A 13,232-nucleotide genomic window follows, 5' to 3' on the forward strand; every position below is an offset into this window, starting at 1 on the left:
TCACCAATTGAGTATGACAAATTTTTTACATAAAAAACTAAGCGACGCAATATTGAAAAGTTATTATGAGGTGTATAATAATTTAGGATATGGTTTTCTTGAAAAAGTATATCAAAACGCAATGTATCTAGAGTTGAAGAGTCAAGGATATAATGTTGAACCACAAAAACAAATTAAGGTCTATTATAAAGGAATGGTGGTTGGAGAATATTATGCAGATTTGCTGATTGATGACACTATAATCTTAGAACTTAAAGCTTGTGAATGTTTAATGGACGCTCATAAAGCACAACTTATCAATTACTTGAAAGCAACAGATATAGAGGTTGGACTCTTATTGAATTTTGGTGAAACTCCTGAGTTCAAAAGGTTTATTTACACTAATGACCGCAAGAATTTAAAATAATCAGTGATAATCTGTCAAATCTGTGTCATCTGTGTTCCAAACTTTACGAACTTAGCGGTTAAATAAATACCATGAAAATATTCATCACAGGAATCGGCACCGATGTCGGCAAAACTGTCGCATCCGCAATAGTAACTCAAGCCTTAGAAGCCGATTATTGGAAACCGATACAAGCCGGAGATTTAGACCATTCCGATAGTCATAAAGTAAGAGCGTTGGTGTCTAATGACAAATCTGTTTTCCATCCGAACGCCTATGCGCTCCAAACGCCTGCGAGTCCACATTTGGCTGCAGCCAAAGACGGCGTGCGCATCGATATCAGTAAAATTGTCGAAACCAATCCCGATAGCTATCGGGAGAAAAACTATTTGGTTATCGAAGGCGCAGGCGGAGTTCTCGTGCCATTAAATGAAACAGAATGCGTCATCGATTTAATCCAAAAAGAGTATAAGGTGATTGTTGTTTCCCGACATTATTTAGGCAGTATTAATCATACGTTACTAACGCTTGAAGCACTGCAAAATAGAAAGATAAAAGTAGCCGGAATCATTTTCTCAGGAGATGAAAACAAAGCTACTGAAGACATTATCCTAAACAAAACCGGTGTCAAATGTATCGGCAGAATTGACAACGAACCCTATTTTGATGCGAATGTGGTTTCTTATTACGCTGACAAGTTTCGGGACAACCTTTTAAGTTTATAGCATATGACACTTTCTGAGAAAGACCAGCTCTACAACTGGCATCCTTATACCCAACACAAAACCATGGGCTTGTTGCCCGCCATTGTCAAAGGCAAAGATGCTTTGCTTTGGGATGATAACGGCAAGGAATTCATCGACGCCATTGCGTCTTGGTGGGTCAATCCTTTCGGGCATTCCAATAAAGTGATAGCCGATGCGATTTACGAACAGTTAACAACCTTAGAACACGTTTTATTCGGTGGTTTTACACATAACAAAGCGGTCGAATTGTCGGAGAAACTGATTTCTATTTTGCCTTCCAACCAAAAGAAAATCTTTTATTCCGATAACGGTTCGACTGCGGTAGAAGTGGCGCTCAAAGGCACTTTGCAATATTATTACAACAAAGGCGAAAAACGCACCAAAGTCATCGCTTTTGAAGATGCTTTCCACGGTGATACGTTTGGCGCCATGGCAGCGAGCGGCATTTCTTTTTATACTGAAGCGTTTCAGGGTTCTTTGTTAGAAGTGGTTCGCATTCCGGTGCCAACGGTGGGCAATGAGGAACGCAGTTTGAAAGCTTTGCAGGATTTGATTGCTGCTAAGGAATACGCCGCATTTATCTTCGAGCCTTTAGTACAAGGTGCAGCCGGAATGGTAATGTATGAACCGGCTGTTTTAGACCAAATGATTGCCCTTTGTCAACAGCACCAAGTTTTTACGATAGCCGATGAAGTAATGACAGGTTTTGGGAAAACCGGCAAAACATTCGCTACGGATTATTTGGTCAACAAACCCGATATTATGTGTTTGTCAAAAGCCTTAACCGGCGGAACGATTCCGATGGCGATTACTACTTTTGCCCAAGAAGTCTTTGACGGATTTTATAACGATGATGTCAATAAAGCCTTATTCCACGGTCATACTTTTACCGCAAATCCAACGGGTTGTGCAGCCGCTTTGGCGAGTATCGGATTATTGGAAACGGCTGAAATGCAAAATAATATTACCCAAATCAACACCCAACATTTGGCTTTCGCCCAAAAAATGAAAGCCCATCCAAAAGTCAAAACGACTCGCGTACTCGGAGTGATTTTTGCTTTAGAAATCAAAACCGACAGCACCGAAAGTTACTACGGAACCATGCGAACCAAGCTCTACAATTTCTTTATCGAAAACGGCGTGATTTTAAGACCGGTTGGGAATATCGTTTATATTTTACCGCCATATGTTATTTCAAATGAACAACTGGAAAGAGTATATAAAGTAGTGGAAGACGCAGTTGAGATGGTTTAAGAGTTTCAAGTTTTAGGTTTCAAGTTCTCTGCGAATCTCCTTTTTTCTCCGTGAGTCTCTGTGTAACGAATTTAACCGCAAAGTGCGCAAAGTTTTACGCAAAGTGCGCAAAGCTACTGCCCACTTTTTCCAAAGAATAACTACCTTTGCACTTCAGAATACTACCATGTTGAAAACCAAAATCGCCATTACCTCTTTAGCTTCTGTTTCGCCCTTGGGGAAAAACCCTGAAGCGATTTGGAACAATTATCTTTCGCCTAAAACCTTAATTTCAACCCAAGATTTTAATGGCAAAAGCCAATTTGTAGCGATGATTCCGGCGGAAATTAGAACAGCTATAGATAACTTGCGCAAAGAAGATATCAAGTACAAAGCCTTAGACGAAACAGTTTTACTGGCGATATTGGCTTCGCGCCAAGCGATTGCAACTGCAGGTTGGCAACAAGGAGACGACTTCGGAATCAACATTGGTTCTTCACGTGGTGCGACACAGTTGTTTGAAAAGTACCACCAAGAGTTTTTAGAAACGGGCAAAACTGCCACACTCACTTCTCCAACGACTACTTTAGGTAATATTTCTTCTTGGGTAGCACACGATTTAAAAAGTACCGGACCTGAAATATCGCATTCCATTACGTGTTCAACAGCTTTGCATGCGGTGTTAAATGCCGTGGCTTGGTTGCAATCGGGTTTAGCGACTAAGTTTTTAGTCGGTGGTAGTGAAGCGCCTTTGACCGCTTTTACGTTGGCACAAATGCAAGCTTTGAAGATTTATGCGAATCCAAATGATTGTCAGCCTGAGCTTGCCGAATGGCCTTGTCGCGCTTTCGATTTTACCAAAACCAAAAACTCCATGGTTCTCGGAGAAGCGGCTTCAATAGCATGTTTAGAATTAGGCGAAAGCCCAAAAGCCTTAGGCTACATCACCGGTATTGGCTATGCGACGGACGATTTAGAACACAACATTTCAATCTCAGAAGAGGCCAAGTGTTTTCAGAAATCGATGGCGATGGCTTTGGGAAATACTCCATTAGCCGAAGTCGATGCGATTGTAATGCACGCACCGGGAACGTTAAAAGGAGATACTTCTGAATACAAAGCCATCCAAAAAATCTTTGGCAATAACTTGCCGATGCTCACCACCAACAAATGGAAAATCGGACATACTTTTGGGGCTTCCGGTATGCTGAATATTGAACTGGCATTGTTGATGATGCAACACCAAACGTTTATCGGAATTCCGTATGTCGCTGAACCTAATCCACGCAAAACCATTCGTAAAGTGTTGATTAACGCGGTTGGTTTTGGGGGTAATGCGGTGAGTGTGTTGTTGAGTTATGAGTGATAAATTATAAGTTATGAGTTGGTTCAACTACAACTTAGAAATGAAAATATTAACTTTTCAATCTTTTTAACTCATAACTCATAATTCATAACTATTTTTCGAGTTCCTTCATCTTCTCATAAACCAATTGGCTTTCCCAACCCCTGCGCAATAAATAATCACAGAATTTTTTGTTCTTTTTTACGCCTTTTCTTTCGGTTAGGCTGTTCCAATGGCGTTCGGCTAATTGGTGAAAAGTTTCCTGATATTGTGCCTCGGAGATTTCCGTTAGTGCGGCTTTGATATTGGGTGCCGAAATATGCCTTTGCTTGAGCTCATTGACGATTCTGATTTTGCCCCAAGATTTGATGCGGTGTTTGCCTCGGGCAAAACTGCGGGCAAAGCGTTCTTCGTTGAGGAAATTGTGTTGTAGCAAATGCACGACTATCACATCAATCTCATCGCTTTTTAGGCCGAGTTGGTACAATTTATCGACCACTTCCTGATGACAACGCTCTTGGTAGGAACAGTAATATTCCAGTTTGAGTTGGGCTTCGGCTAGGGTTGGTTTTTCGGTCATGTTTGGCGGTGAATGAAAGGCAAAAGTAAGGGTTTTTGAGGGAATGGAGAAAAGGGAAGAGGGGAAAGGGATAAGGGATAAGAGAAAAGGGATAAGGGAAGAGGGATAAGGGAAGAGGGATAAGGGATAAGGGATAAGGGAATAGACTTTTTTAGGGTACCGTTTCAATGCTCCGTAGCACAATTCTAGTGCAGAGCAGTACAATTCTTGATCGGGAAAGCACAATTCTTAGTAAGGAAAGCACAGTTTTTATGCAGGAAAGCACGATTCTTAATCAGGAAAGCACTGTTTTTAGTAAGGAAAGCACAGTTTTTATGCAGGAAAGCACGATTCTTAATCAGGAAAGCACAGTTTTTAGTTAGGAAAGCACTGTTTTTAGTTAGGAAAGCACAGTTTTTATGCAGGAAAGCACGATTCTTAGTAAGGAAAGCACAGTTTTTAGTTAGGAAAGTACAATTCTTAATTAGGAAAGTGCAATTCTGGATAAGAGCAGTACTTTTTTAACTCTCGCATTACTGCTTCAAGGTGCTACACCGGCGTTCAGGATTCTTTTGTGAACCAACTGATTTTGGGGTACAATGACCGATAAAAAGAAGCTTTATAATGCCGTTCATTATTTTTTGATTCTTATATTTAAATTATTGTTTGTCAAACTATTGCGGTTCTTTTTTTGTAAAAGTTCTACAGGTTTTAAGGGCTTTGTAGGACTTAGATTTAATTAACCGATAAAATTACAATTTGTTAATCTTTTCTTGGGGGAAATAGCTTGTGAATTAATATTTTAGCAGTAGTTTTGTATGCCCTTTTTTCTACTTGTTCAGGCTTGATTTTTTTTTCTAAGTCAAAACCAAACAGATAACTATGAAACTATTTGATTAAAATTGTATGAAATTTAAATTATTACTCGTTGCCTTTTTTGTTTTGTTACTGACCTCTGTTAGTTCGTATGGGCAACTTTTGCAATGGAATACTTTTGGAAATGCCGGAACTGAAACAACAGAGCCTAGTGTTGCCAATGATGCTAATGTGGCAGCCGCTAGTTTAACGCAAGGAACGATATCTGCTCTTGCTAATGGTAACCGTTTTGGTGGAGGTGATTGGTGGAATACAGGTAATTCAACTAATAATACTTTAGCAGAAGCTATTGCAGGGAATGATTACATCCAATTTATAGTTACGCCTAACGTAGGTTTTTCTTTTACACCGACTTCCCTTGTTTTTTATTGGGACAGGTCGGGGACAGGCCCTTCTAATGTAACCCTTCGTTCTTCTGCCGATGGTTATGCTACAGATTTAGGAACAGTTACAGGAATGACAAGTGGTGGTGCCTCTACAACTACGGCAAGAACAATCACAATTTCAGGCTTAACCAATATTACCACAGCAACCACTTTCAGACTTTATGGATATGGCGCTACAGCAACAGGAGGAACAGGTGGATTTGACAGCTCTTCATCTTTTAATAACGTAGTTTTAAACGGTACTACTGTTGCCACCGGACCTTGTAGCGATCCAAGTGCACAAGACACTTCGATATTGCTTACCAACAGAACCGTTGGCGGTATTGATATTGCTTGGACAGAGTCAGCCTCGGCAACTGGTTCCTTAGTAGTCATCAGACCTACCGCTGCTGCGGCTACCGCACCAACAGACAATACCGATTACATTCCAGATTTAGCTTGGGCAACCGCCGGGCAGATAGATACCAACAACCGAGTAGTATATAGGGGAACCGGCGCTTCAGTGACCAACATTACCGGTTTGACCCCGGGGACTGAATATACCGTGATGATTTATGCCTACAATACCGGTGGAGGAGGTACTATTTGTTACCGACAGGCTATACCTTTGACGGCTACTTTTTATACTTTGGCGACTGAACCTACAGCCCATCCGGCTACGTTTAGCTGTTCTTCACCTACTTCAACTTCCATTTCTTTAAGCTTTACAGCGGCGAATACAGTTGGTGGTAATGGTTATCTCATTTTATATCGAGCAGGCGCAGCACCAACCGGTCTTCCGACAGACGGCGTTTATTATTCTGCCGGAACCACCATTGGCAATTCAACAGTTCATGGTTACACACCCGGATTTACAGGAGGTGCAACAACCTACAATGTAACCGGCTTAAATCCTGGAACAACCTATCATTTTATGTTGGTGCCTTTCAGTGTATTTAGTAATATTACGGACACTACTAATTACAGAACGGCGGCAGGTATTAGAACAACAAGTTGTACTACAGTATCCCTTAGTACTGCTTCTGATATTATAGCGGTTGGAAGTTCAGAAGCGGGTACCATTTCCAGTACCGTTAATGGGGTTACCATTGCCAATGTTTCCAATGGGGTTCAAGTATGGCAAATCACGGTTAGAGACGGCGGCGCTTCAGCAGATGCCGATTCTAGTCCAACGATATTAAACGCATTTACCATCGCGCAAGCGGCAGGTAACGAAGTAGGGACTTGGTCTGATGCTATATTTTCTATAGGATTGTTTGACGGCGCTACTTTTATTGCTAATGGCACCGTTACCGGAACGCAAATAACGTTTAGTGGTTTAAATGTTTCTGTGGCCGATAATACCTCAAAAACACTATCGTTGCGACTGTCTTTAAAATGTCCTTTAGGCGCAGATGCTTTGGATGGTGAAGATATTGTTTTTTCTATTTCTAATGCGAATACTACATTCTCGGCTACGGGTTCCGGAAAGTCGGCATTCACGGCAGCCGTTTCTACCAATGGCACTAATGTTATTGATGTACAAGCTACCAAATTGGTGTTTTCAACCCAGCCTACCACAACCGGATTAGATCTTGGTATGTCAACGGTAGTGGTCAGAGCATATGATGCTTGTAACAACTTAGATACCGGTTTTACTAATGCGGTTTCTTTGACCAGTTCGGGAACGATGAATGCTGTTACGCCGGTTGCGGCAGTAGGAGGTATTGCAACATTCTCGGGAATAGTGCATACGGTTATTGGAACTAATTTAACGTTATCTGCTACTTCAACTGTTACCGGGGCTACCAGTACCAATTTTGATATTATTGAGGTTACAATTTTTAATACCGGAGAGTTGCTTTTCGTTGGTTATGACGGACAAGTTGCTACCGGTTCCGACGATGAATATTTAATAGCCACTATGGTTGATATTAAACCGGGGACTCAGTTTTCTATAGTGAACTCTCGCTATGAAGCCGGTGCAGTGGCCAACGACAGAACAGATAAATGGGGCGGCGGCGGCGATAATGCTTCAGAGGCACCTTATACGGCTTTGATTACTTACAATGGAACTTCGGATATACCGGCAGGATCTGTTTTAGTAATCACCACAGATAATTCTGCGAATTGGTTTGGGAGTGTAGCGGTAATCACCGGTACTACGACTACTACAAGGACAGCTGATTTTAGTGGTTCTTTGGTTTTTGGGACTACTTTTAATCCTAACATTTCAACCGGTGCTTCCGATCAGATGTATTTAATTCAAGGGAATTTTGTGTCAGATGGTTCTATTGATGTTGACCAAGCCAACTATATCCTTTCGGGAAGATTGTTGCATGGTTTAACCAATAGAGCGGCGTGGGTGCCATTAACAAATGCTTGTAATGGAGATTCCTCAGGAGGAAATACCAGAGAATCAAGATTACCGGCGGCTTTGACGTGTTTTAATGTTGAAAGTGTATTAGTAAATGGGGAGTCAGGGTTTTATGAAAATGATAAAGAACACGGTTTGGCTACCATTAGACAAATCATTACTGCAGTTAGCAATGTGGCATCCAATTGGACTTTAAGTAACGGCGGTTATACCAAAGACCCTACGTCCTCTTTGACCACTCGTGCGGCAAAGACATTCCTTATCGGGCCAAGTAATCCGGCAGGTTCATGGGTTGGTAATGTTGACACAAACTGGTTCAATTGTGCGAATTGGGAAGGGCTTAAAGTGCCCGACAATGATACCGATGTAGTATTGAGTGCTTCCTCTGTTAATGATGCAGTAGTGGATGCTACAGCAGTTTATTCAGATGATTACAATGATATTGCTACTTGTAATAATTTAAGTATTACCGACCTGAAAGTTCAAGTGGAAGCGAGCACCAACAATATTCTTGAAGTGCATGGTAATTTGAGTATTAGTGCTTCGGGCGTATTAGATATGGATGAAGGCAATTCGAGTAATGCTGATGGAATCATTAAACTAACCGGTAATTGGACCAATAGTGTTGGTACCGCCGCTTTCTTAGAAGGAAACGGAACCGTTGAGTTTCTTGGTACAACACCACAATTAATTAGTAGTGCTGACATAGTAGGAACAGAAACTTTTCACCATGTTATTTTAGACAATGATTTTGATACCGCAGTTTCTAATAACTTAATCGCAACAGGCAATTTAACGGTAAGAACCGGTAGAGACGTTTCTATAGATACAAACGGATTTATAAAAGCCTATAAAACATTGGATCATAGTGGTACTATGACTATTGAAAGTGGTGGTCAATTGATTCAGGTTGATGATATCGATACCAATACAGGAACCTATACCGGGACAAGTTTTGTGATAAGAAGAAACTACACCGCCAAAGACATTGATTATGTGTATTGGAGTGCGCCGACGAAGTTGTTTAATGTTGCCAATTTACCCAATGGTTACCGATATGTTTGGAATCCGCTTTTTAATAATTTCAATTTAACGCAAGGCAACTGGGTAGCTCCTCCAACACTTCAAATGCAAACCGGAACCGGATATATCGCCCGAACCTTTAATGGTTCAGACACAGCGATTACGCTTCCTTTTAGTTTTAACGGTCAGCCCAACAATGGTTCGATTACGAGTGTGAACGTTTCCAGAGGAACTTATTTTGGGGATGGTATTACTACCGGATTGCCATATGATGCAGAACCTTCCAATCCTAATAATATCAATACAACAAGATGGGACGACAACTGGAATTTGGTAGGGAATCCATATCCATCTCCGTTAAATGCAGAAGCGTTTTTAGATGAAAATACTAATTTAGAAGGTTTTATCAACCTTTGGACGCACGACAGTGAGCCAACCTTGATAAATGACCCTTTTTATGCTGACTTTGCTTATAATTATGACACTGATGATTATATCACTTATAATGGGACAGCTACCATCAATGGGCCTACCGGTTTTAATGGAAATATTGCTTCGGGTCAAGGATTTTTTGTCTTAATGGCCGATGGTCCTGCCGCCACGCAGTCCATTGAATTCAATAATGCCATGAGAAGTGATTTGTTAAATAATTCGGTTTATGACAATTCTCAGTTTTACAGAACAACCAATGAAGTAAATCAAACTACTGATGTTGTTGAAAAAAGTAGAATTTGGTTAGACATTGTTTCAGATCAAGGACAAGTTAGCAGAACAGTGGTGGGTTATGTGACAGAAGCAACCAATAATAAGGATAGATTATACGATGCCGTTACCAGTGCAAAAGGGTTAAAGCTTTATTCCTTCACAGAAGATTATGAGTTGCAAGAATTTTGTATTCAAGGTAGAACATTGCCATTTGTCAATACAGATACAGTAAGATTAGGTATTAATGTCACAGCATCCGGTAGTTATTCGGTCGCTATTTCAACGGTTGATGGATTGTTTGTGGGTGATCAAAATATTTATTTAGAAGATAAGTTTTTGAATATTATTCATGATTTAAAATTATCGCCTTATACTTTTACCACAGAAAGAGGCAGATTTGACAACAGATTTATATTGCGCTATACAGATGGTTCGGCTTTAGGCAATCATGATTTTGACACTTTAAACAATAGTGTTGTGGTTGCCAGTAATAATGGTCAAATGACAATAAAATCGTATTTGCAAACGCTGGAAGAAGTAACGGTTTATGATATATTGGGAAGACAATTATTCAACCAAAAAGGGATTGGGACAAATGATTTAATGACGTCAAATATCTCCATGAGCCAACAATCGGTAATCGTGAAGATTAAATTGGAAAGCGGAATAATAGTAACCAAAAAGGTACTCCTATAAAGCTATATAATTATAAAATAAAAGTCCCAAGCTAAATTAGTTTGGGACTTTTTTTATGTGGGTTGGGAATTATTTTCCTTTAGTTGATGCTTCTAAATTGCGTTCAATTTGGTGTCCCGGACGTGTCCATTTTGGCTTTTCGCCAAGGGCTTGGAATTGTGAATCTTCTGCTTCAACAGTGGTTGGTTGCATGATTTTGATAAATGGTTTTTGAGGGACTAAACCAAGGGTTTCAAACATTTTCATGTCTTCATTCACATCAGGGTTTGGCGTAGTCAATAGTTTATCGCCTGCAAAAATCGAATTGGCACCGGCAAAGAAACACATGGCTTGACCTTCGCGAGACATTTCGGTTCTTCCGGCAGACAAACGCACTTGGGTTTCCGGCATCACGATACGCGTGGTAGCTACCATACGAATCATTTCCCAAATTTCAACCGGTTTTTCGTTTTCCATCGGTGTTCCTTCAACGGCTACTAAGGCATTAATCGGCACAGATTCCGGTTGCGGATTTAAAGTAGATAAAGCGACTAACATTCCGGCTCTGTCTTCAATACTTTCGCCCATCCCAATAATACCACCGCTACAAACGGTAACGTTTGTTTTGCGTACGTTTTCGATGGTTTGCAAACGGTCTTCAAAACCTCTGGTTGAAATGACTTCTTTATAATAATCTTCTGAAGTGTCTAAATTGTGGTTGTAAGCATATAAACCGGCTTCGGCTAATCGCTGGGCTTGGTTTTCAGTTAACATACCGAGTGTGCAACACACTTCCATGTCTAGTTTGTTGATGGTTCTCACCATTTCCAATACTTGGTCAAACTCTTCGCCGTCTTTTACATTACGCCACGCAGCACCCATACAAACTCTAGAAGAACCGCTGGATTTGGCTCTCAAAGCTTGTGCTTTTACTTGGCTTACGGTCATTAAATCGTTTCCGGTTATATCCGTATGATAGCGTGCCGCTTGCGGACAGTAGCCACAATCTTCGGGACAACCGCCAGTTTTTATCGAAAGTAAAGTGGAAACCTGAACCACATTTGGATCATGATGCTCACGGTGAATGGAAGCCGCTTCGTAAAGCAAATCCATCAACGGTTTGTTGTATATAGCAATGATTTCGTCTTTGGTCCAGTTGTGTTTTGTAATACTCATAGGTGCTATTTTATATTGCACCAAAAGTAGTCAATTTGTAATTAAGTACCAATAAGTGATTATTGGATTACGCTATAATTATTTGTTGGCAGCAAAATCTTTTCTCCAAAATTGCATCGCCACAAAAACCATGATAACAGCTGAGGCAATTCCTTCAAATAAAACCCCAATGCAATATTCGTTAGCAGTTGGTTCTCCGCCAAATAAAAATTCTTCAGATAGATTGTCAATGTATGCATTGCCGCCTCTAACGTAAATATAAGTGAGCAATCCGGCGACGCTGAGCAAAACCCCGATGATGGCGGTTATTCCGGCAGAAAGAAGATTAGAGACATAGCCTGTTTTTCTTTCTTTGATGTTTGATTTTATGGTTCGGGCGACACCAAAAAATACAAAAGCAGCATTAAAAGCTCTCAGGAATAAGATATTTGATAGCCCGAAAAATTCCATGATAAAAAAGTAGATGGCAATTCCAACGAAGATTAAAATCCCGTTTAGTAGTTCTTTTGGCAGTTTCATCGTGATAGATTTAAGTGAGTAATCAAAAAGTGTCTATCAAATTTAAGAAATTATCTTAGAAATAGTAATTATTTAACAGAAAAGAAAGTTTTGCTTTAAAAAAATAAAGACAATTTTAAATTTTTTACAGTTGCTTGATATAGTCTACTGCGGTCGATTGGTCTAAGGCTAATTGGTTTTTGAGCGCGTCTAAAGACTCGAACTTTTGTTCGTCACGCATGCGTTTCAAAAGAGAAACGGTTATGGTTTGGTCATAAAGGTCTTGGTCAAAATCGAAGTAATTGATTTCTATGCTCAGTGTAGTGCCGTCAACTGTTGGGCGATTGCCGATGTTCATCATGCCATAAACCGTCTTTTGGTCAATCACACTTTTAGCAATATAAACGCCGTTTTCCGGAATAAGTTTGTAATCTTCTTCAATATGGATGTTGGCTGTTGGATAACCAATGGTTCTTCCGAGTTGTTTGCCTTTGGAAACTTTGCCGGTTAGGGAATAGTTATAGCCTAAATAGTCGTTGGCCAATTCGATATTGCCTTCGCTTAAAGCAGTTCTGATTTTAGTAGAACTAATAGAAACGTCATTGAGTTCCTGAGCTGAAATTTGTTCCACTTCAAAACCAAAAGTGTTCCCAAATTCGGTCAAATCATTGATGTCAGCAGTTCTGTTTCTGCCAAAGCGATGGTCGTGGCCAATGATGATTTTTTTTAGTTTAAAAGTGTCTACCAAAACGTGTTTGACAAAATCTTCAGCGGTCAATCTTGAAAAATCTTTGTCAAAAGGATGAACCACGAGATGGTCAATGCCTAAGCTTTCTAGCAAAGCTATCTTTTCGTTGAGCGTGTTGAGTTGTTTCATTTCGGTTCCTTCCTGAAGCACCATTCGCGGATGTGGGAAAAATGTCAGGACTAAACTCTCGCAATCTTGAGCTTTGGCACCGGAAATAATTTGGTCCAATATTTTTTGGTGCCCCAAATGAACGCCGTCAAAAGTACCGATAGTAACTATGGTAGGTTTATGGGCAACAAAAGATTGTATGGAATGAACTATTTTCAAGAAGTAAATAAATGTAATACTGCAAAAATATGTTTTACAAATTAAATACAATAATTTTTAAGCCTTTAATGCGGAAAATCGGAAGTATTGAGCTAAATCAATTCGGGCAAATTGAAATTGTTTTGCTTAAATAGTACTATTTAAGTTGAACCTTAGTGGTTGTTTTTTCGTAATTAAGGAGAATAAGGTTTGAG

At 40.1% G+C, this 13,232-nt stretch carries 9 protein-coding genes; 5 read left to right on the forward strand and 4 right to left on the reverse strand.

The annotated features are described in order from the left end of the window. Window positions 1-13: 13 nt before the first annotated feature. The 4 genes from C8C84_RS04490 (at window position 14) to C8C84_RS04505 (ending at window position 3,730) form a co-directional block, all read left to right on the forward strand. Window positions 14-406, forward strand: a complete 393-nt coding sequence (locus C8C84_RS04490) for a GxxExxY protein (protein WP_121312397.1) — start codon at window positions 14-16, stop codon at window positions 404-406. 71 nt (window positions 407-477) lie between these two features. Then, the gene (gene bioD / locus C8C84_RS04495) at window positions 478-1,110 is read left to right on the forward strand and encodes a dethiobiotin synthase (RefSeq protein WP_121312398.1); all 633 of its coding nucleotides are present in this window, start codon (window positions 478-480) and stop codon (window positions 1,108-1,110) included. A gap of 3 nt (window positions 1,111-1,113) precedes the next feature. Next, window positions 1,114-2,385, forward strand: coding sequence for an adenosylmethionine--8-amino-7-oxononanoate transaminase (gene bioA, locus C8C84_RS04500; protein WP_121312399.1), 1,272 nt, complete (start codon window positions 1,114-1,116; stop codon window positions 2,383-2,385). Window positions 2,386-2,554: 169 nt separating this feature from the next. Then, entirely contained in the window at window positions 2,555-3,730 is a 1,176-nt protein-coding gene (locus tag C8C84_RS04505) for a beta-ketoacyl synthase N-terminal-like domain-containing protein (RefSeq protein WP_121314967.1), read from the forward strand. Window positions 3,731-3,821: 91 nt separating this feature from the next. Here C8C84_RS04505 and C8C84_RS04510 read toward each other — a convergent pair whose 3' ends face one another. After that, a complete protein-coding gene (locus C8C84_RS04510) occupies window positions 3,822-4,289 on the reverse strand; it encodes a regulatory protein RecX (RefSeq protein ID WP_121314968.1) in 468 nt (155 codons plus the stop codon). Between the two features lie 885 nt (window positions 4,290-5,174). Here C8C84_RS04510 and C8C84_RS04520 point away from each other — a divergent pair. After that, window positions 5,175-10,310, forward strand: a complete 5,136-nt coding sequence (locus C8C84_RS04520; RefSeq protein ID WP_121312401.1) for a T9SS sorting signal type C domain-containing protein — start codon at window positions 5,175-5,177, stop codon at window positions 10,308-10,310. Window positions 10,311-10,379: 69 nt separating this feature from the next. On the opposite strand, the gene bioB is transcribed toward C8C84_RS04520, so the two are convergent. From bioB to C8C84_RS04535, 3 genes are all read right to left on the reverse strand, one after another. Continuing rightward, a complete protein-coding gene (gene bioB / locus C8C84_RS04525; RefSeq protein ID WP_121312402.1) occupies window positions 10,380-11,465 on the reverse strand; it encodes a biotin synthase BioB in 1,086 nt (361 codons plus the stop codon). Between the two features lie 78 nt (window positions 11,466-11,543). Further along, entirely contained in the window at window positions 11,544-11,984 is a 441-nt protein-coding gene (locus tag C8C84_RS04530) for a hypothetical protein (RefSeq protein WP_121312403.1), read from the reverse strand. Window positions 11,985-12,108: 124 nt separating this feature from the next. Then, window positions 12,109-13,038, reverse strand: a complete 930-nt coding sequence (locus C8C84_RS04535; protein WP_121312404.1) for a bifunctional riboflavin kinase/FAD synthetase — start codon at window positions 13,036-13,038, stop codon at window positions 12,109-12,111. Window positions 13,039-13,232 lie beyond the last annotated feature (194 nt).

It is taken from the genome of Flavobacterium sp. 102 (genome assembly GCF_003634615.1).
Taxonomy (GTDB): domain Bacteria; phylum Bacteroidota; class Bacteroidia; order Flavobacteriales; family Flavobacteriaceae; genus Flavobacterium.

Excerpts from the sequence above, each read along its gene's own strand:
- C8C84_RS04490 (WP_121312397.1), top strand. The coding sequence starts at position 14 with ATGACAAATTTTTTACATAAAAAACTAAGCGACGCAATATTGAAAAGT.
- bioD (WP_121312398.1), top strand. The coding sequence starts at position 478 with ATGAAAATATTCATCACAGGAATCGGCACCGATGTCGGCAAAACTGTC.
- bioA (WP_121312399.1), top strand. The coding sequence starts at position 1,114 with ATGACACTTTCTGAGAAAGACCAGCTCTACAACTGGCATCCTTATACC.
- C8C84_RS04510 (WP_121314968.1), bottom strand. The coding sequence starts at position 4,289 with ATGACCGAAAAACCAACCCTAGCCGAAGCCCAACTCAAACTGGAATAT.
- C8C84_RS04520 (WP_121312401.1), top strand. The coding sequence starts at position 5,175 with ATGAAATTTAAATTATTACTCGTTGCCTTTTTTGTTTTGTTACTGACC.
- bioB (WP_121312402.1), bottom strand. The coding sequence starts at position 11,465 with ATGAGTATTACAAAACACAACTGGACCAAAGACGAAATCATTGCTATA.
- C8C84_RS04530 (WP_121312403.1), bottom strand. The coding sequence starts at position 11,984 with ATGAAACTGCCAAAAGAACTACTAAACGGGATTTTAATCTTCGTTGGA.